21 protein-coding genes and 1 pseudogene are annotated in these 26205 nt (G+C 58.0%); 14 read left to right on the top strand and 8 right to left on the bottom strand.

The annotated features are described in order from the left end of the window. The first annotated feature begins 148 nt into the window (after nucleotides 1–148). Both ABLX76_RS16455 and ABLX76_RS16450 read left to right on the top strand, forming a co-directional pair. Nucleotides 149–964 carry a Cof-type HAD-IIB family hydrolase gene (locus tag ABLX76_RS16455; protein WP_348874895.1) on the top strand — a complete coding sequence of 272 codons (816 nt, stop codon included), beginning with the start codon at nucleotides 149–151 and terminating at the stop codon, nucleotides 962–964. A gap of 140 nt (nucleotides 965–1104) precedes the next feature. Next, nucleotides 1105–2370 (top strand): DUF1479 domain-containing protein, encoded by a 1266-nt coding sequence (locus ABLX76_RS16450; RefSeq protein WP_348874893.1) that lies wholly within the window; start codon nucleotides 1105–1107, stop codon nucleotides 2368–2370. On the opposite strand, the gene ABLX76_RS16445 is transcribed toward ABLX76_RS16450, so the two are convergent. Further along, nucleotides 2367–3440 carry a LacI family DNA-binding transcriptional regulator gene (locus tag ABLX76_RS16445; protein WP_032429114.1) on the bottom strand — a complete coding sequence of 358 codons (1074 nt, stop codon included), beginning with the start codon at nucleotides 3438–3440 and terminating at the stop codon, nucleotides 2367–2369. The two genes, ABLX76_RS16450 and ABLX76_RS16445, sit on opposite strands and share 4 nt — an antisense overlap. 300 nt (nucleotides 3441–3740) lie before the next feature. Here ABLX76_RS16445 and ABLX76_RS16440 point away from each other — a divergent pair, with 300 nt between their 5' ends. Both ABLX76_RS16440 and ABLX76_RS16435 read left to right on the top strand, forming a co-directional pair. Further along, a complete protein-coding gene (locus ABLX76_RS16440; RefSeq protein ID WP_348874892.1) occupies nucleotides 3741–5042 on the top strand; it encodes an MFS transporter in 1302 nt (433 codons plus the stop codon). A gap of 15 nt (nucleotides 5043–5057) precedes the next feature. After that, nucleotides 5058–7421: a glycoside hydrolase family 31 protein gene (locus tag ABLX76_RS16435; RefSeq protein WP_065881893.1), complete on the top strand. Its 2364-nt coding sequence runs from the start codon at nucleotides 5058–5060 to the stop codon at nucleotides 7419–7421. Nucleotides 7422–7796: 375 nt separating this feature from the next. Here the strand turns inward: ABLX76_RS16435 and ABLX76_RS16430 are convergent, their stop codons facing one another. Continuing rightward, a complete protein-coding gene (locus tag ABLX76_RS16430) occupies nucleotides 7797–9389 on the bottom strand; it encodes an ABC-F family ATPase (protein WP_348874890.1) in 1593 nt (530 codons plus the stop codon). Between the two features lie 48 nt (nucleotides 9390–9437). Here ABLX76_RS16430 and ABLX76_RS16425 point away from each other — a divergent pair. Then, nucleotides 9438–10353 (top strand): annotated as a pseudogene (locus ABLX76_RS16425) (tyrosine-protein phosphatase). 177 nt (nucleotides 10354–10530) lie between these two features. After that, nucleotides 10531–11445 (top strand): L,D-transpeptidase, encoded by a 915-nt coding sequence (gene ldtB, locus ABLX76_RS16420; RefSeq protein WP_032428696.1) that lies wholly within the window; start codon nucleotides 10531–10533, stop codon nucleotides 11443–11445. 146 nt (nucleotides 11446–11591) lie between these two features. On the opposite strand, the gene ABLX76_RS16415 is transcribed toward ldtB, so the two are convergent. The 4 genes from ABLX76_RS16415 to mntR form a co-directional block, all read right to left on the bottom strand. Beyond that, complete coding sequence (locus ABLX76_RS16415) at nucleotides 11592–12308, bottom strand: GntR family transcriptional regulator (protein WP_044521840.1); 717 nt, start codon at nucleotides 12306–12308, stop codon at nucleotides 11592–11594. Nucleotides 12309–12376: 68 nt separating this feature from the next. Next, nucleotides 12377–13753, bottom strand: a complete 1377-nt coding sequence (locus ABLX76_RS16410) for a glycoside hydrolase family 1 protein (RefSeq protein ID WP_348874888.1) — start codon at nucleotides 13751–13753, stop codon at nucleotides 12377–12379. 170 nt (nucleotides 13754–13923) lie between these two features. Further along, nucleotides 13924–15036 carry an anion transporter gene (locus ABLX76_RS16405; protein ID WP_032455222.1) on the bottom strand — a complete coding sequence of 371 codons (1113 nt, stop codon included), beginning with the start codon at nucleotides 15034–15036 and terminating at the stop codon, nucleotides 13924–13926. Then, a complete protein-coding gene (gene mntR / locus ABLX76_RS16400; protein ID WP_004886216.1) occupies nucleotides 15033–15506 on the bottom strand; it encodes a manganese-binding transcriptional regulator MntR in 474 nt (157 codons plus the stop codon). The genes ABLX76_RS16405 and mntR overlap by 4 nt, the downstream gene beginning before the upstream one ends. A gap of 185 nt (nucleotides 15507–15691) precedes the next feature. On the opposite strand from mntR, the gene mntS reads away from it, so the two are divergent. After that, entirely contained in the window at nucleotides 15692–15817 is a 126-nt protein-coding gene (mntS, locus tag ABLX76_RS16395; RefSeq protein WP_023288948.1) for a manganase accumulation protein MntS, read from the top strand. Between the two features lie 268 nt (nucleotides 15818–16085). Then, nucleotides 16086–17666 carry a phosphoethanolamine transferase gene (locus ABLX76_RS16390; protein WP_023288947.1) on the top strand — a complete coding sequence of 527 codons (1581 nt, stop codon included), beginning with the start codon at nucleotides 16086–16088 and terminating at the stop codon, nucleotides 17664–17666. A gap of 96 nt (nucleotides 17667–17762) precedes the next feature. Here the strand turns inward: ABLX76_RS16390 and ompX are convergent, their stop codons facing one another. Further along, nucleotides 17763–18275, bottom strand: coding sequence for an outer membrane protein OmpX (ompX, locus tag ABLX76_RS16385; protein WP_004886207.1), 513 nt, complete (start codon nucleotides 18273–18275; stop codon nucleotides 17763–17765). A 351-nt stretch (nucleotides 18276–18626) separates the two neighbouring features. On the opposite strand from ompX, the gene rhtA reads away from it, so the two are divergent. From rhtA to ybiO, 6 genes are all read left to right on the top strand, one after another. Then, nucleotides 18627–19514: a threonine/homoserine exporter RhtA gene (gene rhtA / locus ABLX76_RS16380; protein WP_023288946.1), complete on the top strand. Its 888-nt coding sequence runs from the start codon at nucleotides 18627–18629 to the stop codon at nucleotides 19512–19514. A 237-nt stretch (nucleotides 19515–19751) separates the two neighbouring features. Further along, complete coding sequence (gene dps / locus ABLX76_RS16375; RefSeq protein ID WP_004886200.1) at nucleotides 19752–20255, top strand: DNA starvation/stationary phase protection protein Dps; 504 nt, start codon at nucleotides 19752–19754, stop codon at nucleotides 20253–20255. A gap of 416 nt (nucleotides 20256–20671) precedes the next feature. Then, entirely contained in the window at nucleotides 20672–21418 is a 747-nt protein-coding gene (gene glnH, locus ABLX76_RS16370) for a glutamine ABC transporter substrate-binding protein GlnH (RefSeq protein ID WP_004886198.1), read from the top strand. A gap of 125 nt (nucleotides 21419–21543) precedes the next feature. Beyond that, nucleotides 21544–22203, top strand: a complete 660-nt coding sequence (gene glnP, locus ABLX76_RS16365) for a glutamine ABC transporter permease GlnP (protein ID WP_002895837.1) — start codon at nucleotides 21544–21546, stop codon at nucleotides 22201–22203. Next, the gene (gene glnQ / locus ABLX76_RS16360; protein WP_004212183.1) at nucleotides 22200–22922 is read left to right on the top strand and encodes a glutamine ABC transporter ATP-binding protein GlnQ; all 723 of its coding nucleotides are present in this window, start codon (nucleotides 22200–22202) and stop codon (nucleotides 22920–22922) included. The genes glnP and glnQ overlap by 4 nt, the downstream gene beginning before the upstream one ends. A 110-nt stretch (nucleotides 22923–23032) precedes the next feature. Then, a complete protein-coding gene (gene ybiO / locus ABLX76_RS16355; protein ID WP_348874886.1) occupies nucleotides 23033–25228 on the top strand; it encodes a mechanosensitive channel protein in 2196 nt (731 codons plus the stop codon). Here ybiO and rlmF read toward each other — a convergent pair whose 3' ends face one another. Further along, nucleotides 25229–26143: a 23S rRNA (adenine(1618)-N(6))-methyltransferase RlmF gene (gene rlmF / locus ABLX76_RS16350; protein WP_261901616.1), complete on the bottom strand. Its 915-nt coding sequence runs from the start codon at nucleotides 26141–26143 to the stop codon at nucleotides 25229–25231. It lies immediately after the preceding gene. Between the last annotated feature and the right edge of the window lie 62 nt (nucleotides 26144–26205).

The raw sequence follows: 26205 nt of genomic DNA, 5'->3' as shown, positions 1-26205 counted from the left end.
GCCTCCCCTGTCCTGCTGGCCGGGAAAGGCAATGCCGCCTCCCGGCATTTTTCTGAATGCGTGAACTTTCATTCGAAATAAATTTGTGCTCCCCATCACATTGTAATTAGAATGTTACTGGTCGAAGTTAAGCCAGGAGCATCCCCTTATGACCGTTAAAGTTATCGTCACCGATATGGACGGAACTTTTCTCAATGACGCCAAAACCTACGACCGATCGCGGTTTATGGCGCAATTCGCCCAGCTGCAGCAGCGCGGCATTGAATTCGTTGTCGCCAGCGGCAACCAGTACTATCAGCTGATCTCCTTCTTCCCGGAGATCCGCGAGCAGATCTCGTTCGTCGCCGAAAACGGCGCGCTGGTCTTTGAGCATGGTAAGCAGCTGTTCCACGGCGAACTGACCCGCCACGAATCGCAGGTGGTGATTGGCGAATTACTCAAAGATCCGCAGCTGAACTTCGTCGCCTGCGGCCTGCACAGCGCCTACGTGAGCGATAACGCCCCGGACGCCTTCGTCGACCTGATGTCAAAGCACTACCACCGTCTGCAGCGGGTAAGCGACTATCACGCCATCGACGATACGCTGTTCAAATTCTCTCTGAACCTGGCGGACAGCGAGATCCCGCAGCTGATCGATAAACTGCACGTCTCGCTCGACGGCATTATGAAGCCGGTCACCAGCGGCTTTGGCTTTGTCGATTTGATTATTCCCGGTCTGCATAAAGCCAACGGCATCAGCCGCCTGCTCAAGCGCTGGAACCTGTCGCCGCAGCAGTGCGTGGCCATCGGCGACAGCGGCAACGACGCCGAAATGCTGAAGCTGGTGAAATACGCTTTCGCCATGGGTAACGCCGCCGACAGCATCAAAGCTATCGCCGGATACGCGACCGACGATAATAATCATGACGGCGCGCTGAACGTCATTCAGGCCGTCCTCGATAACCGCGCTCCCTTCAACGCCTGACCGCTCTCCGGGGCTGCGCGCCCCGGCTTGTCCATTTTGTGCGCCGCAGCAAGATTTTAAACTTGCATTAACTCCATTTTAACTTAAATTAACGTTTGTAAGATTTAATACTTTCGAATGAAAGATACAGCGAGGTTATTATGGCTGCTCTCCCGACCCACGAAACACTCCCCGCCGACCACAAAGCGGCGATTCGCCAGATGAAGCAGGCGCTGCGGGCGCAAATCGGCGACGTCCAGGCGGTGTTCGATAAGCTCTCAGCGCGCATCAGCGAGCGCCTGCAGGAAATTGAGACGCTGAAAGCCGCAGGCCAGGAGGTCTGGCCAACCATTCCGTTCCGCGATATCGCCGAGGGAACCGTGAGCGATGCCCAGCGCGCGGCCATTAAGCGCCGGGGCTGCGCGGTGATCAAAGGCCACTTTCCGCGTGAACAGGCGCTGGCCTGGGATACCGCGATGCTGGAATATCTGGATCTGAACCATTTCGACGAGGTCTACAAAGGGCCAGGCGACAGCTTCTTCGGTACGCTTGAGGCTTCGCGGCCGGAAATCTATCCCATCTACTGGTCGCCCTCGCAAATGCAGGCCCGCCAGAGCGATGAAATGGCGGCGGCGCAGTCCTTCCTTAACCGCCTGTGGCGCTTTGAGCAGGACGGCAAGCGCTGGTTCGATCCGGACGTCAGCGTCATTTACCCCGACCGCATTCGCCGCCGTCCGCCGGGAACCACCTCGAAAGGGCTGGGCGCACATACCGATTCCGGTGCGCTGGAGCGCTGGCTGCTCCCCGCCTACCAGCAGGTCTTCGCCAATGTCTTTAACGGTCATGTCGACGCTTACGATCCGTGGGACGCCGCGCACCGTACTGAAGTGGAAGAGTACACTGTCGACAACACCACCAAGTGCTCGGTGTTCCGCACTTTCCAGGGCTGGACCGCGCTGTCGGATATGATCCCGGGTCAGGGACTGTTGCACGTGGTGCCGATCCCCGAGGCGATGGCCTATGTGCTGCTGCGCCCGCTGCTTGACGATGTGCCGGAGGATGAGCTGTGCGGCGTCGCGCCGGGCAGAGTGCTGCAGATCTCTGAGCAGTGGCACCCGCAGCTGATCAAAGCCCTCAGTTCGATCCCGGTGCTGAACGCTGGCGATTCCGTCTGGTGGCACTGCGACGTCATTCACTCGGTGGCGCCGGTGGAAAATCAGCAGGGCTGGGGCAATGTGATGTACATTCCGGCGGCGCCGATGTGCGAGAAGAACCTCGCCTACGCGCAGAAAGTGAAAATCGCTCTGGAAAAAGGGGCCTCGCCGGGTGATTTCCCGCGCGAGGACTATGAGGCCAGCTGGCAGGGGCGCTTCACCCTGGAGGATCTGAACATCCACGGCAAACGGGCGCTGGGTATCCCGGTTTAATCGTCATACAGCCCCTGCGGCTCCACGGCGGTATGGCCTTTGCCCGGCCGGATCCGCCGTACCGAATCGCGCACCACCAGCGTGCCGTGCAGCAGCAGCGAACCGTGCGGCGCCTCCGGACGCAGCAGGCGCTGCTGCAGGAGGTGCACCGCCTCGCTGCCCAGCTCATCCCGCGGCACATGCACCGCGGTCAGCGGCACCTCCTGGATCGCCGCCAGATTAAACCCGTCGATGCTCATCACCGAGACATCCTGCGGCACCCGCAGGCCGCGCTTTTGCAATGCGCTGACCGTGCCGGCGGCCATAAAATCGCCGCCCACCAGGAAAGCGGTGGGCAACGGCCTGCCCTGTAAGCCATCAAGCCAGGCCCCCACCTGCTCTTCGGTCTCTCTGGCGCTAAAGTTGGCGACGCTGATGAGATCCCGGCTGGCGGTAAAGCGCAAATTGCGCGCGCGCCACGCCTCCTGGATCCCCCCCAGCCGCAGCTCCATGGTATAGCGGCGCAGGCACATGACGTTCATCACCACACGATGCCCCATATCAAACAGATAGCGGGCGGCGCACAGGCCAATCAGACGATGATCGGGGGCAATGGACGGCAGCCGCATCCCTTCATCCCGACAGTTGATCAATACGCAGGGTTTGCCCAGGTCCGCCGCCAGGCCATGAATATGCGGATCGTCGATCCCCAGCAGCACCGCGGCCTGGGTCTCCGCTTCGTTCATGCGGGCAAGAAACAGATTGGCGTCGCTGTCGTTCTCGTCCAGCGCGCAGTAGCGCAGGCGCACTTCATGCGCCGCCAGCGCGTTATTGATGCTCTGGATCACCCGGTAGTAGAAGATATCCGACCGCTCATCGAAGGCGCGCTGTGGAGCAAACACCAGCAGATTATTGAGCAACAGACGTCCGGCGGCCAGTCCCTGCATAACCCCCAGCTCGCGGGCGCACTCCAGCACCGCCCGGCGCGCCTTGTCGCTGGTATTCGCCTTCCCGGCCAGGACGCGCGAAACGGTACTGGCCGACAGCCCGGTGCGGGCGGCGATTTCGGCGACGCGCAGCTTTTTATCCATTTTGTGATCCAGCTCCGATTGGAAAATGAAAGAATTTTCATAATCGCCAAAGCACTCCCTGTAAGCAAATGACAGCGCAAAATTTGAGATCCCGGTCATTTCATGAAAAAAATTGCATAAATAGCGCTTTGCCCGACGTTTTTTCTCCCTTAGCCTGAATTGGTCCAACATCTTCCATACTAGTTATACCAATGATGTTGAGATAAAAAAACAGACTATTCAAATAGTTAACAACACTACGTGACCGCTCACGGATTGAGATCGTCACTTTCCCCCTACTAACGTCATGTGGAGTGTGCTATGAGTCAAGGCCTCAACAATGATATCGCGGTCAGCAAAACGCGCCGGGTGGTAAAAAACCTGCGCTGGTGGGTGCTGGTCCTGTTTTTACTTGGCGTCACCGTCAACTACATCACACGCAACTCGCTGGGGATTATCGCCCCGGAACTGAAAGCGACGCTCGGTATCACCACCGAACAATATTCCTGGATCGTCGGCGCGTTTCAGTTGGCTTACACGATTTTCCAACCGCTCTGTGGCTGGCTTATCGACGTCATCGGCCTGAAGCTCGGGTTTATGATCTGCGCCACCCTGTGGGCGCTGGCCTGCATGGCCCACGCCGGGGCCGGCAGCTGGCTGCACCTGGCTATATTGCGCTTCTTTATGGGCGGGGCCGAGGCGGCCGCCACCCCGGCCAACGCCAAGACCATCGGCGAGTGGTTCCCGAAGTCTGAACGGCCAATCGCCGCCGGCTGGGCTGGCGTCGGGTTCTCCATCGGCGCCATGCTCGCTCCGCCGATCATCTACTTCGCCCATGCCTCCTTCGGCTGGCAGGGGGCGTTTATGTTTACCGGCGCGCTGGCCCTGCTGTGGGTGGTGCTGTGGTGGGCCTTCTATCAGAACCCGGAAAAGCACCCCAATCTCAGCAAAAGCGAGCTCGAGTACATCAAGCAGGATAACGAAGCGCCGCCGGTGAAACAGCCCTTCTTTACCGCACTCAAAACCGTCTCGAAGAATAAACGTTTCTACGGGATCGCCATTCCCGCATTTATGGCCGAGCCCGCCTGGGCGGTGCTGAGCTTCTGGGTACCGCTGTACCTGGCCAAAGAGCACGGCATGGATCTCAAGCAGATTGCCATGTTCGCCTGGCTGCCGTTCCTTGCCGCCGACCTCGGCAGCGTGGTCAGCGGCTACCTCACCCGCCTGTACGTTCGCTGGTTCGGCTGTACGCGAGTCAACTCGGTGATCGCCAGCTCGGTGACCGGCGCGTTTCTGATGATCTCCCTGGCCCTCGTCGCTATCACCCGCGATCCCTATATCACCATCGTCCTGATCTCCATTGGCGGCTTCGGGCATCAGATCATCTCCTGCATGCTCAGCGCGCTGGTGGTGGAGTCGTTCGACAAGGGACAAATGGCGACGGTGAACGGTATGCGCGGATCCGCGGCGTGGATCGCCAGCTTCCTGTTCTCGTTATTAATCGGGGTGACCGCCGACAAAATTGGCTTCAACCCGTTGTTCATCGCCATGGGTTTCTTTGACCTGATTGGCGCCGTTTTCCTGGTGGCATTTATTGCTGAACGTCGCGCCAAGCGCGCCTGAGAGTGGATGTAAGATATGAAGACGTTGAAACACTGGAGTTTGCATCAACAGCTGGAGCATCACGTTGAACTGACGGTCGATGGCCAGCACACCCTGTGCCTGTACGTACTGGAAGAGAATTTATTCCGCGTGCTGCTGAAACGCCAGGGCCAGCTGGCGCTGGATCGCACCTGGAGCATCGCTCCGCAGCAGGATGTGCCGTGGGAAGGCCGCGCCCGGGATGACCTCAGCGGTTTTAGTCTCCCGGCCTGGCAGCTGACCCAGGAGGGCGATACGCTGACCATCGCCACCCGCCAGCTGCGCGTCACCGTCCATCAGCCGCTGTGGCTGGAGTGGAGCTATCGCGACGATGCCGGGGAATGGCAGCAGCTTGCCAACGACCGCCCCACCAGCGCCTATCTGGCCAATGCCCACGGCGACGGCGTCGCCCACTATCTGAGCCGCCGCAAAGACGAGCGTTTCTATGGCCTGGGCGAAAAGGCCGGCGACCTGCAGCGCACCGGTAAGCGTTATGAAATGCGCAACCTTGATGCCATGGGCTACAACGCCGCCAGCACCGACCCGCTGTATAAACATATTCCGTTCACCATCACGCAACGCAGCGACGTTAGCTATGGCCTGTTTTACGACAACCTGAGCAGCTGCTGGCTGGATTTGGGTAACGAAATCGACAACTATCATACCGCCTATCGCCGCTGGCAGGCGGAAGCCGGCGATATCGATTACTACCTGTTCACCGGTAAACAGGTGCTGGATGTGACCAAGGCCTTCGTGCGTCTGACCGGTAAAACCCTGTTCGGGCCAAAATGGAGCCTCGGCTACAGCGGCTCGACCATGCACTATACCGACGCGCCGGATGCGCAAAATCAGCTGATGAACTTCATCCGCCTGTGCGATGAGCACGCTATTCCGTGCGATTCGTTCCAGCTCTCTTCCGGCTATACCTCGATTAACGGCAAGCGCTACGTCTTTAACTGGAACCACGACAAGGTGCCGCAGCCGAAAGTGATGAGCCAGTCGTTCCACGACGCCGGGCTGAAGCTGGCCGCCAATATCAAACCCTGCCTGCTGCAGGACCATCCGCGCTATGGCGAGGTGGCGGAGCGCGGTCTCTTCGTTCGCGATTCGCAAACCGACGCTCCGGAGCGCTCCAGCTTCTGGGACGATGAAGGATCGCATCTCGACTTTACCAATCCGCAAACCGTGGCCTGGTGGCAGGAGGGGGTCACCAGCCAGCTGCTGGAGATGGGCATTGATTCGACCTGGAACGATAATAACGAGTATGAGGTGTGGGACGGCGAAGCGCGCTGCTACGGCTTTGGCCGCGAAATCGCCATCAAGCATATTCGCCCGGTGATGCCGCTGCTGATGATGCGCGCCTCGATGGAGGCCCAGCAGCGCTTTGCGCCGCAAAAGCGCCCGTATCTCATCTCCCGCTCCGGCTGCGCCGGGATGCAGCGCTACGTCCAGACCTGGAGCGGCGATAACCGCACCAACTGGGATACGCTGCGCTATAACATCCGCATGGGGCTGGGCATGAGCCTTTCCGGGCTGTTTAACGTCGGCCACGACGTCGGCGGTTTCTCCGGCGATAAACCTGAGCCGGAGCTGTTCGTGCGCTGGGTACAAAACGGCGTGATGCACCCGCGCTTTACTATTCATTCGTGGAATGACGACCAGACGGTCAACGAAGCCTGGATGTATCCGGCCGTCACCCCGGCCATTCGTTCCGCTATTGAGCTGCGCTACCGCCTGCTGCCCTATCTGTACACCCTGCTGTGGCAGGCGCATGCTGACGACGAGCCGATGCTGCGCCCGACCTTCCTCGATCATCAGCACGACGCGCAGACCTTCGCCGAATGCGATGACTTCCTGCTGGGCCGCGATCTGCTGGTGGCCAGCGTGGTCGAGCCTGGCGCCCGCCAGCGTGAGGTGTGGCTGCCGGATAATCAGGCCGGATGGTACGATTTCTACAGCCACCAGTGGTTCACCGGCGGCCAGTGGGTCACCCTCGACGCGCCGCTGGAAACACTGCCGCTGCTGGTGCGCGCCGGGGCCGGACTGCCGCTCAGCGAGCGCATCCGCCATGTTGCTGCGCAACAGGACGATCGCCGCGAACTGCAGCTGTTCCCGCTGAAAGGCGTCGGAACCACTTCGGGTCTGCTGTTTGAGGATGACGGCGAAAGCTGGGGCTATAAACAGGGCGATGCGCTGTGGCTGGAGTGGGAAATGGCGTGCGACAGCAGCACTATCAACCTGAAGGTCAACGCCCGCGGCAATTATCGCCCGGCGTGGAAAGCGCTGAAGCTGTCATTACCGGCGGGAGAAAAACGCAAACTGCTGGTGAATGGCGTCGAAGGAACGGAGTGGAGGCTCTGAGCATATGCCGGGCGGCGGCTTACGCCTCGCCCGGCCTGGATTTAATAATGTTCACGGATGGCGCTACGCTAATCCGGGCTACAAACTGGTGGCCTCAAAATCCCCGGTGGCGCTACCGCTTACCGGGGCTACAGCACTGTGCGGTTTGGTAGCCCGGGTAACGGACAGTTTCAGTAACCATGGGTACAAGATAGAGCACTTAAGCTCACAATGGCACGGACCGTAGGCCGGATAAGGCGCAGCCGCCATCCGGCGCGAAAGTGGCTCTTTACACGCGGTTATTGCCCGGCGGCGCTACGCTTGCGCGGGCCTACAGATCACATGCCAGGCGTAGCCCGGGTAAGGCGTAGCCGCAACCCGGGTAACGAAGCGGGATTACTCGATACCTTTGCTGCGCAGGTAGTCTTCGTAGTTGCCGCTGAAGTCGATCACCCGTTCCGGGGTAATCTCCAGCACGCGGGTGGCCAGCGAGCTGACGAACTCACGGTCGTGGGAGACGAAGATCAGGGTACCCTGATACATCTCCAGCGCCATGTTCAGCGATTCGATGGATTCCATATCCAGGTGGTTGGTCGGTTCATCCATTATCAGGATGTTTGGCTTCTGCATCATCAGCTTACCAAACAGCATGCGGCCCTTCTCACCACCGGACAATACTTTCGCCGGCTTCTTGATGTCATCCTGGCTAAACAGCAGTCGACCAAGGATACTGCGCACCGCCTGCTCGTCGTCGCCTTCCTGTTTCCACTGGCTCATCCACTCGAAGACCGTCAGGTCGTTTTCGAACTCGTACTCATGATCCTGCGCATAGTAGCCGAGTTGCGCGTTTTCAGACCATTTCACGGTGCCGTTGTCCGGCTGCAGTTCACCCACCAGGGTTTTCAGCATCGTGGATTTACCCACGCCGTTGGCGCCCAGAATGGCAATCTTCTCGCCCACTTCCAGCAGCAGGTTGACGTTTTTGAACAGCGGACCGTCTTCAAAGCCTTTGGTGAGGGCTTCCACTTCCAGCGCGTTACGGAACAGTTTCTTATCCTGCTCGAAGCGGATAAACGGGTTCTGACGGCTGGAGGCTTTGACCTCTTCCAGCTTGATTTTGTCAATCTGACGCGCGCGCGAGGTGGCCTGACGCGATTTAGAGGCGTTGGCGCTGAAGCGGCTAACGAAGGACTGCAGGTCGGCAATCTGCGCTTTTTTCTTGGCGTTGTCCGCCAGCAGACGTTCACGCGCCTGGGTGGCCGCCGTCATGTATTCGTCGTAGTTGCCCGGATAGACGCGCAGCTCGCCGTAGTCCAGATCCGCCATGTGGGTGCAAACCATGTTCAGGAAGTGACGGTCGTGCGAGATGATAATCATGGTGCTGTCGCGGTCGTTCAGCGTCTGCTCCAGCCAGCGAATGGTGTCGATGTCCAGGTTGTTGGTCGGTTCATCGAGCAGCAGAATGTCCGGGTTAGAGAACAGCGCCTGCGCCAGCAGGACGCGCAGCTTCCAGCCTGGGGCGACTTCGCTCATCGGGCCGTAATGTTGTTCAACCGGAATGCCCACGCCCAGCAGCAGTTCGCCCGCGCGCGCTTCAGCAGAGTAGCCATCCATTTCGCCATATTTAACTTCCAGGTCGGCCACTTTATAGCCATCTTCTTCGCTCATCTCGGCGAGGGCGTAGATGCGATCGCGCTCCTGCTTCACTTCCCACAGCTCGCCGTGGCCCATGATGACCGTATCCAGCACGGTGAACGCTTCAAAGGCGAACTGATCCTGACGCAGCTTACCGATGCGCTCGTTCGGGTCGAGAGAAACGTTGCCCAGCGTCGGTTCGAGATCGCCGCCGAGGATCTTCATAAAGGTCGATTTACCGCTGCCGTTGGCGCCGATCAGACCATAACGGTTGCCGCCGCCAAATTTAACGGAGATATTTTCGAACAGCGGCTTACTGCCAAACTGCATGGTAACGTTGCTGGATACTAGCACGGGGATATCCTGAAAAAAGAGTATGAGGGGTGTGATACAGCAGACATTATGCCAGTAAATGACGCACTTTTCACGGTCTGCGGTAAATTCCGCCGCGGCGCTTGTGCTAAGGTCTTTGTCAGATGCGCCAGAGACCTGCGCGCAAACCGTTATTCTGTACGTGATGATGAGGAGCCCCATGACCACCAGCCAACCGCGACATCCGGCCTTTTTATCCCTGCAGGGCGGCATTAATTTTCGCGACCTGGGCGGCCAGCGCGCCGCCGACGGACGCCGGGTACGCAGCGGCAAGCTGCTACGCTCCGGTGCGCTAAACCGGCTAACGGCAGAGGATCTCGACCACCTGGATACCCTGCCGCTCAGCCGGGTGCTCGACTACCGCGACCCCGGTGAAGTACAGCGCACGCCGGACAAACTGAGCCCGCTCACCCACTATCTCAACGCGCCGGCCAATCCGCCGATCGGCGAGGTCAACGCGAAGGTCACCGAGCTGAATGCCGCCACCCTTAATGCGCTGAACGGCGAGCAGTTTATGCTGCAACTCTATCGCCAGCTGCCGTTTAACAATCCGGCCTATCGCCAGCTCGCCGCATGGCTGACGACCCCTTTCGACGGCGCCTTGCTGCAACACTGCGCGGTCGGTAAAGATCGCACCGGCGTCGGCTGCGCGTTAACCCTGTTCGCCGTCGGATGCGACAGCGAGACGGTGATGGAGGAGTATCTCCTTACCCATGGCATGCTGACGCAGGTGGAGGCCTGGATGCTGGAGATGCTCGGCAACGACCTGACGGCCCAGGGGCGCCAGAGCCTGGCGGACATCCTGACGGTGAAAGAGTCCTATCTCGCCGCCGCGCTGTCGGCTATTCAGCAGCGCTATGGCAATGTCGACGCCTGGCTGGCGGAAGAGTACCAACTGACCGCCCCGGTCCGCGCGGCGCTGCAGGCCCGGCTGCTGGAAGACTAACCCTCGTCGCCCCGAACGCCAGGGCGCGGCAGCCGAGGCGACAGGGAAAAAAATGTGATTTCGTACACATCTGATTTACCTGTTCAGCGGAATGCACATATAATGCGCTCCCATCTACTGTCTCAATCATTAACAAAGGCCTGTGTGGCGTTGATTTCGCACACGACATTAAAAACTATGAAATTATCTACACTCTTAGCGGCAGCCTTCGCCATCGTAGGCTTTTGCAATACAGCGTCTGCTGTCACCTATCCTTTGCCAACCGATGGCAGCCGTTTGGTTGGTCAGAACCAGGTCATCACCATTCCGGATGATAACAAGCAGCCGCTGGAATACTTCGCGGCGAAATATCAGATGGGGCTTTCCAACATGCTGGAAGCCAACCCGGGGGTGGATACCTATCTGCCGAAGGGCGGTAGCGTCCTGAACATCCCTCAGCAGCTGATCCTGCCGGATACCGTCCATGAAGGGATCATCATCAACAGCGCCGAAATGCGTCTGTACTACTACCCGAAAGGCACTAACACCGTGATTGTTCTGCCGATCGGTATCGGCCAGTTAGGCAAAGACACGCCAATCAACTGGACCACCAAAGTCGAACGTAAGAAGGCTGGCCCGACCTGGACGCCGACCGCCAAGATGCATGCGGAATACGCTGCCGCCGGCAACCCGCTGCCAGCCGTCGTACCGGCCGGTCCGGATAACCCGATGGGCCTGTACGCGCTGTATATCGGCCGTCTGTACGCCATCCACGGTACCAACGCTAACTTCGGTATCGGCCTGCGCGTGAGCCATGGCTGCGTACGTCTGCGCAACGATGACATCAAATTCCTGTTTGAGAACGTGCCGGTCGGCACCCGCGTGCAGTTTATCGATGAGCCGGTAAAAGCCACCACCGAGCCGGACGGCAGCCGTTACATCGAGGTTCACAACCCGCTGTCGACCACCGAAGCGCAGTTCCAGGGCGGCGAGATCGTGCCGATCACCCTGACTCAGCCGGTACAGGCGATCACCAGCCAGTCTGATGTCGATCAGAACGTGGTCGAGCAGGCTATCCAGAACCGCTCCGGTATGCCGGTGCGTCTGAACTAAGTTCTGCATGACAAGAAAAACGGCGGGCCTGATGCCCGCCGTTTTTTTATCGGTGTTGTGCCGGGCTGCGGCTGACGCCTTGCCTGGCGACTGAACCTGACAACACCCTGGCCCTGCTAAGCGCTGCGCCAACCGGGGCCCCCGGTCTAGCCGTTATTCACCAGAATAATCCCGCCGTGGTCGTAGCGATAGTGGCAGTGGGCGTACTCCAGCGGCGTGCCGTCTTCCAGATAGATAACCTGCTCCACCTCCAGCACCGGATCGGTGGGCTCGCAGTGAAGATGCTGTTTATCCAGTTCATCCGGCTTCATCGCCCGCACCACGCGGTAAGATCCCATCAGCTTCAGCCCCAGCGTCTCCTGGATATAGCGAAACACCGAGCTTTCCAGATGGCTTTTATTGAGCCCCGGCACCAGCCCCACCGGCATGACCGTCAGATCCAGCGACACCGGTTCCCCGTTGAGCAACCGCAGGCGAACAAAGTCATACACCGGGGCATCAGCGTCGATCAGCAGCGAACTCTGCTCCTTGTCAGTGGGAAAACGCACCTCAAAGCGCACCACTTCGCTTTGTACCTCGCCAAGATGCTCCCAGGTTTTGGTGGCGCCGAAATAGTCGCTGCCGGGCAGCTCCCACTGCGACAGCTGAAGGAAATTTTTCCGCACAAAGGTGCCCTGCCCTTTGCGGGTATAGATCAGCCCTTCGACGATTAACTGGCGCATCGCCTGCTGGATGGTCATCCGGCTGGTGCTGAACTCTGCCGCCAGCGCAAACTGGTCAGGTAACGGCGCGCTGGCAGGATACTGCTGGCTGATGATCCGTTTTTTTATTTCCCGCGCGATTTGCAGATACTTCGCCGTCATTCCCCGGTCCTTATACATTCAGTGAGTGGCTGGCGGGCAGGATCCACAGCCTGACCGCCAGAACACCATTACATCACGTCGCCATTGCTGTGGATCACCTGCTTCAGCCACGCATAGCTCTTCTTCGGCACCCGCCGCAGATCCTTGAGATCATGGTTCTCGCGATTGACGTAGACCACGCCGTAGCGCTTACGCATATCGCCCTGTGAGCTGAGGATGTCGATTAATCCCCAGCCGAGATAGCCGATCACCTGCGCCCCATCCTCAAACATGGCCGCTTTCATGGCGTTGATATGGTCGCGATGGTAGGCGATGCGGTAATCGTCGGCAACCGGATGTTCACCGTCCCACGACTCAATCACCCCGATGCCGTTTTCAATCGGGAAAACCGGCAGGCGCCAGTCGTTATAATAGCGGGTGATGATGGTCCGGAAGCCCAGCGGATCGATCTGCCAGTTCCATTCTGTCGCGTTCAGGAACGGGTTATCCTGATTGCCAAACAGCATATAGTTGTTGACCGCCGTTCCCGGCGGGATCGCGTCGCTGTTCAGCGTCCGGCTGGCGTAATAGCTGAACGCCAGATAATCGACCTTCACCGTCGCCATCAGCGCGAGATCCTCCGGACGATAGATATCATCGAACCCTTCGGTGGCGACAAAATGCATCACTTCCGGGCTGTAGCCCTCCCCGGCGTAAGCCCGCAGCAGGTTCTGGTTTAAAAACTCGTCCAGCTGCTGGGCGCACAGGATATCGCGTGGTTTGCAGGTCGCCGGATAAACCAGGGCGTGGGCCAGCATCCCGCCCATCAGACACTGCGGCTTCGTCTGATGCAGGTGATCGGTCAGATGGACGTGCGCCATCATCACATGATGCTGGATCAGGTACAGCTCGCGCAGGGTCTTCTCCCCCTGCAGGTAGCCGGAAATCAGAAACGCTTCCGGCGAATGGTACAGATTCTGTTCATTAAAGGTGAGCCAGTATTTCACCTTGTCGCCATAGCAGGCGATCATCTTCTGGCCATAGCGAATAAAGGCGTCCATCACCCGGCGGTCGGTAAATCCGTTGTAGCGCTCCGCCAGCGAGAGCGGCATATCGAAGTGGTACAGGCAGATCATCGGCTCGATGCCGCGGGCGATCAGTTCATCAATAAACTGATGGTAGAAGGCGATACCCTCTTCATTGAACTCGCCGTCTCCCTCAGGGCACACCCGGCTCCAGGCGATCTGAAAACGGTAGCAGTTCATGCCCAGATCCTGCATCAGATCGAAATCTTCCCTAAAGCGATGATAGGAGTCGGTCGCCACCTTCCAGTCGGAAGCGAATTCTACCGGTTGCCGGATATCGTACACCGACATCCCCTTGCCGCCCTCGTTCCACGCCCCCTCCGTCTGCATGCTGGAGACGGAATTACCCCATAAGAAATCTGCCGGTAGTCTGTTGTTCATCCTGCGCCTCGATATATGACTAGTCATTTAAATTTCATGACTAGTCATATATCGAAAAGCGAACGGATGCGCAAAGCCAGGGATCGTTTTCTGTGAGCCGGGCAAAAAAAAGATCGCCCCGGGGGGCGATCCTGTCGAACGACGTGGAGGGCGGCGGACTGCGGCGGAAATCAGGCGCAGAGTTTGAAGAGCCAATAGCCGGTGAGGGCCGCCCACAGCAGCATGGGAATGGAGTAGAGGTGGAAACGCCACCAGATCCGCCGATCGCCAGCCATGCGCAGGGCGATGATATTGGCCAGCGAGCCAGGCAGCAGACCAAAGCCCCCCACGTTAACCGCCCAGGCGAGCAGGATCGACGGTGGGACATAGTTGAGCAGCAGAATAGTCGAGGGCACATTGCTGATCACCTGCGACAGGCCGATGGCGGTCAGCCACAGCCCACCGCCGGAGAGCGTCCCGACCCCGCTCAGCACCTGGTGCAGCGCCGGAAGCTGGGTCAGCAGATGGACGTCGATAAACATCACCATAAACACCAGCAGCAGCGACCAGTCAACATGGACGATCACCGCCCGGGCCAGCGCCAGAAAGCCCAGCAGCACCAGCGCCAGTCCCCACAGCGCCTGATCCATCTCCAGCGCCGTCAGGAACACCAGATAGAGCCCCAGACAGCTCCAGACGAGCTTAGGCTGCCACGATGGCGCCATATCGCTGCTCTGGTAGGTAAGCCGCTTTGCCGGGAAACAAAACCAGCACAGCGCCAGCAGGGTCAGCATCATTGCCGCCGCCAGGGGCAGCATCTGGCCGATAAACCCAGGGAAAGAGAGACCGGAGCGTCCCCACAGCAAGATGTTCTGCGGGTTGCCGATCGGCGTCAGCAGCGACCCGGCGTTCACCGCCAGCGCTTCGAAAATAATCAGCCGGTTTACCGGGATGGCGCACCACTTCTTCAGGGTCAGGGTCAGGGGCACCACAATAAACAGCGCGACGTCGTTGGTGAGGAAGGTGGACAGCAGCGCCGCCGCCAGCACCATAAACATAGCCAGCTGACGCTCGGTGACAAAGCGGCGGGCCATTTTACGCCCCAGCACGTCAAAATAGCCGCTCAGTTCAATCCCCTTGGTCAACAGCATCAGGCCGCTGAGGGTGATGATGGTATGCCAGTCAATGGCCGCCGGCCAGCTTGCCGGGACAAACGGCACCATCACGCTGAGCACGCAGGCGATAATCAGCAGCAGATGGAGAAAACGATCGCGCAGCAGCGACTGGACGAAGGGAAGAGTCATGCTTCCTGAGATCCCTGTGTTTGGGTAAATTTCAGGAACATCGCCAGCGTCTCTTCGCTCACGTGATGCTCCATCCCTTCGGCATCACGACGGGCGATCTCCGGACTGACGCCGATCGCCAGCAGGAAGTTCTCCACGATTTGATGGCGCTCGCGGCTCTCCTGGGCCAGCTTCTCACCCTCCGCGGTTAAGAATATGCCGCGCCACGGGATCTGTTCGATAAGGCCGACGCTGGCCAGCCGTTTGAGCATCTTGGCGACGGTGGGCTGCGAGACCCCCAGCCGCGCGGCCATATCCACCTGACGCGCCTCGCCCACCTCGCGGATGAGGTCGGAAATCAGTTCAACATAGTCGTCAATCAGCTCGCGCCGATGCGCTTCCCGCACCTGGCGGAACCCTTCAACGTGCTCTTCAACATTTACTAACTGCGTCACTTTTTTTGTTATTGGCTTACCTGCGCGACGGTTCATTGTGCTTCCTCATTCGTGTGACGCGTCAAGCATCATATAAAAAGATCCACATTGTAATGGATTGCGCCAAGAGCACAAAAATTTAACGTTTTAGCCATAGCTATAAAATATAGCCTGTGCTATATCTGTATATAATGCAAACATCCATCAGGGAGTGATGGAGCGAACAGGCAGGAGGAGAGCAGATGAACGAATTCAAGAGGTGCTTAAACGTGTTCAGCCATTCACCCTTTAAAGTACGCTTAATGCTGCTCGGTATGCTGTGCGAGATGATCAACGGTAAACCGCAGCAGGACAAACCCCATCGCTAAGCCGGCGTCGCGGTACGCCGCTTCATTTTTCCGTCATCATCTGCCGCTAAACTGACCGGTTTATCCCGTTTCCCCAACCTTTTTTCAAGTTTTGTAAGCGTCCTCGCAAAACAATCTGTTATGTCTGGTTGACCTTACCATTTACAAGCCCTATCTTTGCACAGCCCTGCCACATTCGCGGCTCGCAGAGACCCTCTTCACGCACTGTCCAGCAGGTTTTACCCCTTGAAGCCAGGGGATGCGCATGGCCTCTTTTTGATTGTTTACTATGAATGTCACCACCCTGAAAGATACGCTGGTCGCCCGCCGACTGGCACTGAACCCATGGACAGGATTCTACTTTTTACAATCGCTGTTGATTAACCTGGCGCTGGGCTATGAATTTAGCCTGCTCTATACCGTGGCATTTACCTGCGTGTTACATCTTCTGTGGCGTGCCTTTCCGCGCGTGCAGAAAGGAGTGGTCGGCGCTTATTCTCTGCTGGCGGCCCTCTACTACCCGTTTGGCCAGGCTTACGGCGCGCCCAACTTCAATACCTTGCTGGCGCTGCACGCCACCAACGTGGAAGAGTCCACGGAAATCCTCACCATTTTCCCGTGGTACAACTATCTGCTGGCGGTATTTATCTTCGCGCTGGGGATCATCGCGGTCCGCCGCAGGATCGTCGAGCAGACCCGCTGGGGAAAAATGGAGACCCTGGGCCTGCTGTTCAGCATCGGGATCTTTTTTCTCCAGCCGGTGCAAAATCTCGCCTGGGGCGGTGTATTCAAGGTAATCGATACTGGTTACCCGGCCTTCCGTTTTGTCAAAGACGTGGTGGTGAATAATAACGAGGTGCTGGACGAGCAGGCGCGGATGGCGCAGCTGGCCGGCATGAAAGATAGCTGGCACGTGCTGGCGGTGAAGCCGAAGTACCATCTCTATGTGGTGGTGATCGGTGAAAGCGCCCGCCGCGACGCCCTCGGCGCCTTCGGTGGCCACTGGGACAACACGCCGTTTGCCAGCTCGGTGAACGGGTATCTGTTTAACAACTACGTCGCCGCCAGCGGCTCGACGCAAAAATCCCTCGGCCTGACCCTTAACCGGGTGGTCGATGGCAAACCGCAGTTTCAGGATAACTTTGTCACCCTCGCCAACCGCGCCGGTTTCCAGACCTGGTGGTTCTCCAACCAGGGGCAGATCGGCGAGTACGACACCGCTATCGCCAGTATCGCCAAACGGGCGGATGAAGTGCAGTTCCTGAAAAACGGCGATTTCGAAGCCAATAAAAACACCCAGGACGAGCAGTTACTGAAGCTGACCGAGCAGGTGCTCTCCACCCAGCGCACCCAGCCGCAGCTGATTGTTCTGCATCTGATGGGCTCGCACCCGCAGGCCTGCGACCGGACCAAAGGCAAATATACGGTGTTCGTCCAGTCGAAAGAGACCTCCTGCTATCTCTACAGCATGACGCAAACCGATACCCTGCTGGCTAAGCTCTACAGCCAGTTGCAAAATTCCGGCGACACCTTTTCCCTGACCTACTTTTCCGATCATGGTCTGGCGTTCAAGGAGCGAGGCAAAGAGGTGCAGTATCTGGCGCACGACGATAAGTTCCAGCAGAACTTCCAGGTGCCGTTTATGGTGCTCTCCAGCGATGACAAAGCGCATAAAGTCATTAAGGCGCAGCGCTCGGCGAATGATTTCCTCAGCTTCTTCTCGCAATGGACCGGCATCAAGGCGGCGGAAATCGCCCCGCGCTATCGGTTTATCTCTGAGCAGAAGGCCGGCCCGGTGTATATCACCAACTTCCAGCTGCAGAAGGTGGACTATTCACACCTCGGCAGCGATGAGTTCACCATCAACTAAAACGACGCGGTCAGCGCCGGCCAACCGGCCGGGCTGGCGGTCAGCAGGCAAAAAAAATCCGCCCCAGGAGGCGGATTTTTTATATCACCGGAGTGATTAGAAGCGGTAACCCACGCCAGCGATCCAGGTGCCGACGTCAACGTTACGAATACGAGACTGCTCGTAGGAGAAGTCCAGGGCAACGTTTTCGATCGGGTTGAACTGCAGACCAGCACCGTAGGAGAAACCGTAGTCGCTCATATCGGATTTATTAGGGAAGTTGTTGTTCTGGAATTTACCGTAACCAACACCCACTACGCCGTAGATGCTTGCCCAGTCGTTCAGACGGTAAGCCGGACCAGCGGTGATGCCGTAGTACTGACCTTTGTTGTAAGTACCGTTGCTGTTATTATCCTTTTCGGTGTAGGTGAAGGAACCGATAACGCCCAGCGGGTTGTTATCTTGCTCGTAACGGTATTTCAGGTTGAAACCGCCAGCTTTGTTCGCTTTACCCTGCATGTCGCTCTGCGCGTAACCGCCGGTTACGGTAGAAGTTGCAGCAAATGCAGTAGTACCTACGGATGCAGCCAGAACAACGGCCAGTGCTGAAAGACGTGCAATTTTATTCATAACCACCTCAAATGTGTTTCTAATAAGTCCTAAGCCTTAAATATATCAAAAACTTTTGGGAAACTCTTTGGAGTTTACATTGTCTAACATACTTTTTCATGTAACCAAAAGTTTCCATATTTCTATAACAATATGGAAAACAAGAGTTTTTGGCGTTAACTTACAGTTTAACGCTCATTAAGAAATTCGCAAGCATCCAGATTAATCCTAATCACCTGGTGAATTTCTCAGCAACTTTCGCCATTGTACTGTTTTTGCCCCTGTTTTTTTCAACATTAGCTCAACCGCCAGCAGCTAATTCCAGTACACTGGAACTTTTACCCCTTTTGACAAAAATTGACAGGAGAAAGGATGCCCGGTCCATCCCGAAAAGCGGCGGCATGGTTGCCGATAGTGGTGATTTTAATCGCTATGACCTCGATTCAGAGCGGCGCATCGCTCGCCAAATCGCTGTTCCCGGTGGTCGGCGCCCCGGGGGTTACCGCCCTGCGCCTGGCGCTCGGGACGCTGATCCTGGTGGTGGTGTTCAAGCCCTGGCGGCTACGTTTCTCTCCGGCGCAGCGCGTGCCGCTGCTGCTGTACGGCCTGGCGCTCGGGGCGATGAACTATCTGTTTTATTTATCCCTGCAGCGTATTCCGCTCGGCGTGGCGGTGGCCCTCGAGTTTACCGGCCCGCTGGCGGTGGCGCTTTTCGGCTCGCGCCGCCCCCTGGATTTTGTCTGGGTGGCGCTGGCGATCCTCGGGCTGTGGTATCTCCTGCCGCTGGGGCAGAACGTGGCGCAGGTGGATTTAACCGGCGCGCTGTTCGCTCTCGGCGCCGGGGCCTGTTGGGCGGTCTATATTCTGACCGGCCAGCGCGCGGGCGAGGAGCATGGTCCAGCCACGGTGGCGATGGGGTCGCTTATCGCCTCGCTGGTCTTTGTCCCGTTAGGTATGGCGCAAGCCACCGATACGCTGTGGCAATGGTCGCTGCTGCCCCTGGGGTTGGGGATTGCCATTCTCTCCACCGCTCTCCCCTACTCCCTGGAGATGATGGCCCTGACGCGCCTGCCGACGCGCACCTTCGGTACGCTGATGAGCCTCGAGCCGGCGCTAGCCGCCCTGTCCGGTATGATCTTCCTTGGCGAAACCCTGAACCTCTCCCAGACCCTGGCGCTGGGCGCCATTATCATCGCCTCAATGGGCGCCACGCTGACCATGCAGCGGCAGAGCAAAATCAAGCAAGTCGATATCAATTAACATTCTGTTACGGCGGCGGCCCGCGCCAGTTGCGGGTCTGCCAGCCTTCGCTAACCTTCTGATTGGACTTGTTTTTTCAAATAGCCAACCATTTTGCGCTATCGGAGTGATATGGCCTGCCGATGCCTCATACTTTAAAACCCTTGCTATACTTAGTCCCGAAGTTACCTGGGACAACGCTCCACATCATTCAGTTTTGAAGTGTGACGAGCATCAATATCAAGAGGATATGAAACGATGAGTACCGCTAAACTGGTTAAATCAAAAGCATCTAATCTGGTCTATACCCGCAACGATGTCGCTGACAGCGAAAAGAAAGCGACCATTGAGCTGTTGAATCGCCAGGTGATCCAGTTCATTGACCTGTCCCTTATCACCAAGCAGGCACACTGGAATATGCGCGGTGCGAACTTTATCGCCGTGCACGAAATGCTGGACGGTTTCCGTACTGCGCTCACTGAGCATCTGGATACCATGGCGGAGCGCGCCGTGCAGCTGGGCGGCGTCGCCCTGGGCACCACTCAGGTGATCAACAGCAAAACCCCGCTGCAGAGCTACCCACTGGATATCCATCATGTTCAGGATCACCTGAAAGCGCTGGCTGACCGCTACGCGGTAGTGGCTAACGATGTGCGCAAAGCGATCGGCGAAGCTAAAGACGAAGATACTGCAGATATCTTCACCGCCGCTTCCCGCGACCTGGATAAATTCCTGTGGTTTATTGAAGCGAATATCGAGTAAGGCTTTGCCGTCGGCCGCAGCGCGGTCGACGGCGCCTTTGCTTTTTCTACCCAGCCCTTGTTGTTTTCCCCTCCTCCTTTTTCCCTCACCCGCTGGCCTTGCACCATTTCAGGGCGTCAAATTGATGAAAATGCGCACAAAAGTAAAACAATTGTAATAATCACCTCACACAATCGTTACGGCGAGATTGTTTTCCCATCAGGGTTTGCGCTAAAAATGGGCTCGTAATTCAGCGACCTCAGGATGCACCAAAATAACGCCCCGTTATGGTGCACTCTTTGCCTGAAACGATCGATATTGTGCAACGGCTACCGCTTCGTTTGTTGAAAAACAACAGCTTGTAAAAGTGGCACGATTTTTTCATTAGGCTAGTCGTTCTCGCAGGGGATCGTCCCGTGGATATAAAAGGAAATGCTATGAAGTCTGTATTTAAAGTTTCACTGGCTGCACTGACCCTGGCTTTTGCGGTTTCTTCCCATGCCGCCAATAAGACCCTGGTTGTCGCCACCGATACGGCGTTCGTCCCGTTCGAATTTAAGCAAGGCGATAAGTATGTGGGTTTTGACGTTGACCTGTGGGCGGCCATCGCCAAAGAGCTGAAGCTCGACTACACCCTGAAGCCAATGGACTTCAGCGGCATTATCCCGGCGCTGCAAACCAAAAATATCGATCTGGCGCTGGCGGGGATCACCATTACCGACGAGCGTAAAAAAGCCATCGACTTCTCTGACGGCTACTACAAGAGCGGCCTGCTGGTGATGGTCAACGCCAATAATAACGACATCAAAGATGTGAAAGATCTGAACGGCAAAGTGGTCGCGGTGAAGAGCGGCACCGGCTCCGTTGACTACGCGAAAGCCAATATCAAAACCAAAGATCTGCGTCAGTTCCCGAATATCGATAACGCCTACATGGAGCTGGGTACCGGCCGCGCGGATGCCGTCCTGCACGATACGCCGAACATCCTCTACTTCATCAAAACCGCGGGCAACGGCAAATTCAAAGCGGTAGGTGAATCACTGGAAGCGCAAAACTACGGTATCGCCTTCCCGAAAGGCAGCGACGAGCTGCGTGAGAAAGTGAACGGTGCGCTGAAAACGCTGCGCGAGAACGGCACCTACAACGAAATTTATAAAAAATGGTTCGGCACTGAACCAAAATAATAAAAACGTACATCGCCGGGCGCAGTCCCGGCGACTTCACAACGGTCTTCCGGCACAGACGTTGCGGGAGACAGTATTTTGGCGGAGGCTTTCCTCTGCTCTCGACACGGTAACAGGAACGTATTATGCAGTTTGACTGGAGTGCCATCTGGCCCGCCATTCCGATTTTGTTGGAAGGCGCCAAAATGACGCTGTGGATTTCCGTCCTCGGCCTGGCCGGCGGCCTGATCATCGGTCTGGTGGCCGGTTTCGCCCGCTGTTTCGGCGGCTGGATCGCCAACCACATCGCGCTGGTGTTTATTGAAATCATTCGCGGCACCCCGATTGTGGTGCAGGTTATGTTCATCTACTTTGCGCTGCCGATGGCCTTTAGCGACCTGCGCATCGACCCCTTCTCCGCAGCGGTAGTGACCATCATGATTAACTCGGGCGCCTATATCGCGGAAATTACCCGCGGCGCGGTGCTCTCCATTCATAAAGGCTTCCGCGAAGCGGGCCTGGCGCTGGGCCTGTCGCGTCGCGAAACCATTCGCCACGTGATCCTGCCGCTGGCGCTGCGCCGCATGCTGCCGCCGCTGGGCAACCAGTGGATCATCAGCATCAAGGACACCTCGCTGTTCATCGTCATCGGCGTCGCCGAACTGACCCGTCAGGGACAGGAGATCATCGCCGGCAACTTCCGCGCGCTGGAAATCTGGAGCGCCGTTGCCGTGATCTACCTGATCATCACCCTGGTCCTGAGCTTTATTCTGCGTCGTCTTGAAAGAAGGATGAAAATCCTGTGATTGAATTTAAAAACGTCTCCAAGCACTTTGGCCCGACCCAGGTGCTGCACGATATCTCTCTGAAAATCAATCAGGGTGAAGTGGTGGTCATTATCGGCCCGTCCGGCTCCGGTAAATCGACGATGCTGCGCTGCATCAATAAACTGGAAGAGATCACCAGCGGCGATCTGATTGTCGATGGCCTGAAGGTCAACGATCCGAAGGTGGACGAACGTCTGATTCGTCAGGAAGCCGGGATGGTGTTCCAGCAGTTTTACCTGTTCCCGCACCTCACAGCGCTGGAAAACGTGATGTTTGGCCCGCTACGGGTACGCGGCGCCAGCAAGCAGGCGGCGGAGAAGCTGGCGAAAGATCTGCTGGCGAAAGTCGGTCTGGCAGAGCGCGCGCATCACTATCCGTCTGAACTCTCCGGTGGCCAGCAGCAGCGTGTGGCCATCGCCCGCGCGCTGGCGGTGAAGCCGAAGATGATGCTGTTTGATGAGCCCACCTCCGCGCTCGACCCGGAACTGCGTCATGAAGTGCTCAAGGTGATGCAGGATCTGGCGGAAGAGGGCATGACGATGGTGATTGTGACCCACGAAATCGGCTTTGCCGAAAAAGTGGCCTCGCGCCTGATCTTTATCGACAAGGGACGAATTGCCGAAGACGGCAACCCACAGGAGCTGGTGAACAACCCGCCAAGCCCGCGTCTGCGGGAATTCCTGCAGCACGTCGCCTGACCCACAACGGCTCTCTCCGTCGCGGAGAGAGCCGCTTTCCAGATTCCTCTTCCCTCCTCTTCCGCCATCGGCTTCTATACTTACCCGTTTACGTTGCAACGGAGGTGCCCATGCCGTGGATCCTGCTTTTGCTCGCTGCGCTGTTTATTCCCCCGCTTTCCGCCGCCGCCCTGCCCGGCGTGCCGACCGCTAATGCCGATAAAACCAGCGCCAGCGAACCCGATGTAGAACAGAAAAGAGCGGCCTATGCCGCGCTGGCCGACGTGCTGGCCAACGACTCCGCCCGCCAGGAGCTCATTGACCAGCTGCGTAAAGCGGCCGCCACGCCGCCGCCCGACAGCACCCCGACGCTAACGCCGCCGGCGGTGAAAGAAGAGACCACGGTGCTGGAGAACGTCACGCAGATCAGCCGGGAATATGGCGATGCGCTCTCATCGCGCTTCTCCCAGCTGTGGCGCAATATTACCGGCTCGCCGCATAAGCCCTTTAATCCGCAAACCTTTACCAACGCCGCCTGGCATTTTTTACTGCTGGCCGGGCTGGTGTTTGCCTTCTGGTGGCTGGTACGCCTCGCGGCGCTGCCGCTGTATCGTAAAATGGGCGAATGGGGACGGCATAAAAACCGCGATCGCGGAAACTGGCTCCAGCTGCCGTTGACCATCGCCGGGGCGTTTATCATCGATCTGCTGCTGCTGGCGCTGACCCTGTTTGTCGGTCAGCTGTTGAGCGATCGCCTGAATGGCGACAACCCTACTATCGCCTTCCAGCAGAGCCTTTTCCTCAACGCCTTCGCGCTGATCGAATTCTTTAAAGCCATCCTGCGGCTCATTTTCTGCCCGCGCATCCCGGCGCTCAGGCCCTTTAACCTCAGCGACGAGGCCGCCTCCTACTGGAGCCTGCGCCTGAGCGCCCTCAGCAGCCTGATCGGCTACGGCCTGATCGTCGCGGTGCCGATTATCTCCAACCAGGTGAATGTTCAGGTCGGCGCGCTGGCTAACGTCGTCATCATGCTGTGCATTACGCTGTGGGCGCTGTATCTGATTTTCCATAACAAAGCGGTGATTACGCAGGGGCTGATCCATCTGGCTGACCGCTCGCTCTCCTTCTTTAGCCTGTTTATCCGCGCCTTCGCCCTGATCTGGCACTGGCTGGCCTGCGCCTACTTTGTGGTGCTCTTTTTCTTTTCCCTGTTCGACCCAGGCAACAGCCTGAAATTTATGATGGGCGCCACCCTGCGCAGCCTGGCGATTATCGGCGGCGCGGCGCTGGTGTCCGGCATTCTGTCGCGCTGGATAGCCAAAACCATCACCCTCTCCCCTGCCACTCAGCGCAACTATCCTGAGCTGCAAAAGCGGTTGAACGGCTGGATCTCCGCGTCGCTGAAGGCAGCGCGTATTCTCACCGTCTGCGTCGCCATCATGCTGCTCCTGAGCGCCTGGGGGCTGTTTGACTTCCGCGAATGGCTGCACAACGATGCCGGGCAAAAAACGGTGGATGTGCTGATCCGTATCGCCCTTATCCTCTTCTTCTCCGCTATCGGCTGGACGGTGCTGGCCAGCCTGATCGAAAACCGGCTGGCCTCGGATATCCATGGCCGCCCGCTGCCCAGCGCGCGGGCCAGGACGCTGCTGACGCTGTTTCGCAACGCGCTGGCGGTGGTGATCAGCACCATCACGGTGATGATTTTGCTCTCGGAGATTGGGGTCAATATCGCGCCGCTGCTGGCCGGCGCCGGGGCGTTGGGGCTGGCCATCTCGTTTGGCGCGCAAACCCTGGTCAAAGACATTATCACCGGCATTTTTATCCAGTTTGAGAACGGGATGAATACCGGCGATCTGGTCACCATCGGTCCCTTGACCGGCACGGTGGAACGGATGTCGATTCGCTCAGTGGGGGTGCGCCAGGATACCGGCGCTTATCACATTATCCCCTGGTCCTCGATCACCACCTTTGCCAACTTCGTGCGCGGCATTGGCTCGGTGGTGGCCAACTATGACGTCGACCGCCATGAGGATCTGGATAAAGCCAGTCAGGCGCTGAAGGCGGCGGTGGACGATCTGCTGGCCCAGGAGGAGATCCGCGGCCTGATCATTGGCGAACCGTCGTTCGCCGGGCTGGTGGGGCTGAGCAATACCGCCTTTACGCTACGCGTCAGCTTCACCACCCTGCCGCTGAAGCAGTGGACGGTGCGTTTTGCCCTCGACACCCAGGTGAAAAAGCACTTCGACCGCGCCGGGGTTCGCGCCCCGGTACAAACCTGGCAGCAGCTGCCGATGCCGGGCGCCGACAGCCCGGCCGCGGAGTAGTTAGAACGGACGGCGGCGTTTGGCGTCGTCCATAAAGCTCCAGGCAATAAAGCGGCTCTGCTTTTGCCCCTGGGCCATCTCTTTTTTCACCACTTTCACTGCCCCGACCTCGGTCAGCAAGCGGTAGAGCGGCGGCAGATTGTCGCCGCGCGACACCAGCGAGGTAAACCATTTCACCTGGCGGGCGAAGGCCTGACTTTCGCGGATCATCTGCGAGATAAAGGCCACTTCGCCCCCTTCGCACCACAGCTCCTGCTGCTGACCGCCAAAGTTAAGCCCGCTGTCGGCGCCGAGTCCGAGATTGCGGCGCTTGCGCTCACCGCCCGCCCGGGCGCTCTCTGCGGAGTCATGGAACGGCGGATTACACAGCGTGGCGTCATAGGTCTCGTTTTTGTGGATCACGCCGTGGAAGATAGCCTGGCGCTCTTTTTGCCGACGCAGACGGATCTGCCGGGTCAACCCCGGGTTGCCATTGACAATCGCCTGCGCGCTGGCGAAGGCTTCCGGACTGATTTCGCTGCCGGTAAAGCGCCAGCCGTACTCGTGAACGCCGATCAGGGGATAAATGAGGTTGGCGCCGGTGCCAATATCAAGGATCGTGGCTTGCTTCGGCACTTCGCCGCTGTCCCCGGCCAGCAGATCCGCCAGATGATGAATATAATCGGCCCGCCCGGGCACCGGCGGACAGAGAAAACCATCAGGAATGTCCCAGTGTTTGACCGCGTAGAAATGCGCCAGCAGCGCTTTATTCAACGCCTTTACCGCCTGCGGATTGGCAAAATCAATGGTCTGCTCACCCAGCGGATTGAGCGTAATGTATGCCTGCAGGTCAGGATGCGCCTGGCAGAGCGCGGGCAGGTCGTAGCGTTGATGGTGGCGGTTACGCGGGTGTAACCCCGGTTTCTGGGCTTTCATGACAATCTCCTTTGAACAGCCGCGTAAGATACCCGTTGACGGCCGCTCGGTAAATAAGGGAG

Source organism: Klebsiella sp. JB_Kp004 (assembly GCF_040065795.1).
Taxonomy (GTDB): Bacteria; Pseudomonadota; Gammaproteobacteria; order Enterobacterales; family Enterobacteriaceae; genus Klebsiella; species Klebsiella quasipneumoniae.
This window is presented reverse-complemented; position numbering and strand designations above follow the sequence as displayed.